1 protein-coding gene is annotated in these 2,376 nt (G+C 41.7%); it reads right to left on the reverse strand.

Annotation, left to right across the window (positions count from 1 at the left end; translation table 11 throughout):
- Positions 1-66 precede the first annotated feature (66 nt).
- Entirely contained in the window at positions 67-1,797 is a 1,731-nt protein-coding gene (gene ltrA, locus QUA54_RS33970) for a group II intron reverse transcriptase/maturase (RefSeq protein ID WP_333419393.1), read from the reverse strand.
- Positions 1,798-2,376 lie beyond the last annotated feature (579 nt).

Below are 2,376 nucleotides of genomic sequence, written 5' to 3' on the forward strand. Positions count from 1 at the left end.
GAACCGGACATGAAACTTTCGCTTCATCCGGCTCCTTGATATCTTCACCCTTTTTATGGGTACAATTCAAAACGGGTTATCATCATAGCTCTTTTGGAAGGAGCAATCATTTTTAGTTTTTGTGTCGTGACAGTGTTTGTGTAGAAGTTGGAGGTTTATATATTCATCCTTACCACTTAAGGAGCGGGGTTGGATATGATCAACTTCTACAGTGTCTGTAGGTGTAAAGTACAGACCGCAGTGGGTACATTTACCTTTTTGTTTTTTAAGAAGTGTTGCCACTCTTGTTGGTGTTTCAGGGTATTCTCCACGTCTTTTGCTCCAATAAATCCAGTCACCGTTGTAGGGTGTTGAATTGCCCTTGACCTTTACGTGCCTTATAATAGGCGTTGCTGAGTGTTGGGCTAACTTTATACCTTCTTCTGTGCTGAAACACCAATTTCTGTCGCCTACTGTACGCCAGTATTTGTCTTTGTTGATGTTACCTTTTCCCCGTCGTTTTGCCCAGGCTCTTAATTTGTCGTAAATAAGGCTATCTACTTTTAAAAACCTTTCCTTACTTACTACTGTAGAGTAATAGTTTGACCAGCCTCTAATTATTGGATTTAGCCGTCTAATTAAAGCAGCTTGTGGGGCGGTATTATGAGTGTCTATTACTTCAGCTCTTCTGGAGAGGTGAGCTTTTATTTTTGCATTTGAAGGGGTGATTAACGTCTTAAACCCTAGTGGTATTCCATGTGTACTTCTGGCACTTCGGTAGTTGCCTACCTTATGTTGTTGTATGTGGAACCCTAAAAACTCAAACCCAACATTTCCATTGTATTCATTGAGGGTGTGGGTTAATTTTGTTTTGCTTGGCTTTAATTCTAAGCCAATGTCACCTAACCATTCCGCAATTATCTGATGACAGGTTGTTACTACTTCAATGTCTTTGTGCATAATCACAAAGTCATCGGCGTATCGGATTAAGCTTAGTGATGCTCGTTTATCTTTTTTATTGATACCCAAGTATCCTTTTTTTAGCGTTTCAGCATATTGTTTAACCCGTTCTTCCATTCCGTGAAGGGCTATGTTAGCCAATAGCGGGGAAATAACCCCTCCTTGTGGCGTACCTTCCGTGGTCGGAAAAATTTCACCTTGGTCTAATACCCCGCTTTTAAGCCACGACTTAATTTGTTTTCTGAGTCGCGGATAGGTATTGATTTTGTCAAGTAATGCTTTGTGATTAATGCGGTCAAAGCATTTGGCAATATCAGCGTCCAGCACGTATTTAGCTTTATATCTGATACTGTCAAAGATAGCTCCTATTGCATCGTGACACGACCTACCGGGTCTAAAACCAAATGAGTTAGGCTCGAATTTAGCTTCCCATTCTGGCTCAAGCGCTGCTTTTACAACTGCTTGTAAGGCGCGGTCGTACATAGTAGGTATGCCTAATGGTCTTGACTCATTAGTTCCTGGTTTTGGAATCATTATTCGACGTGTCGGTTGTGATTTGCCAGTTAGTTTGAGCTGACTTACTAGCTTAATTCGTTGCTTCGGGGTTAGTAATTTAATACCATCCACTCCTGCTGTACGTTTGCCAGTATTATCTTGTGTTACCCGTCGTACTGCTAAAACCTTATTAGACCAAGAATTAATCAAGGTCTTCTGAAGCTTACGAACTGCTTTGACATCGCCACGCTCACTTGCTCGATAGATACGTTTTTGCAACTTGAACGTCAATCTTTCGACTTTTCGCCAATTGATTTGGTTCCATTCCACCGTCGGGTTGTCCCGCGTTTTAGACTTATTCATTGCTACTCAAATTCCTATCTTTGAAGTTATCATGCGTCTGTCTGCATATCTCTGTCATTACAACAGAGCGTTGGCTTTTGACACAATCCTTCTCTCACATACTATTCGTTAGCTACTTACTGGGTAATCGACCTGTTTCCAGAAATATATGAGAGTTACTTCGTTCCGACTACACATTGTTTGAGCTTTTAGTGTGATGCTCTCCACCGGGTTTCTGGGCAGTGCTTGTAGGTCATATAGGTAAACGCCTATGCCCTATCCTTGCCTTTTGGCTTGGTCTTATTCAGCCGTTAGACCATCTTAAAATGACGATGGTTCAGACACATCTTTGCTTTCGCTACACATAAACTCTTGCTCGGCAGTTACCAGTTTCGGCTATCAGTAGTCTGCCTTTTATCCCCGCTTTACTTTGTTAGTTGCTACTTAACAAAATAGGGGATATGCTTTTACCGCTGCACCTGCGGACTAGGACTAGGGACTTGTGAATCCTGCACCTAGATGTATAATCAGTTACACTAACCAAGGGGTTAGGCTAACCGTCCCTGGATTTTTAATCCATTTAGGTTAAACGAATCGCAC

Source organism: Microcoleus sp. MOSTC5 (assembly GCF_036701825.1).
Taxonomy (GTDB): Bacteria; Cyanobacteriota; Cyanobacteriia; order Cyanobacteriales; family Microcoleaceae; genus Microcoleus; species Microcoleus asticus.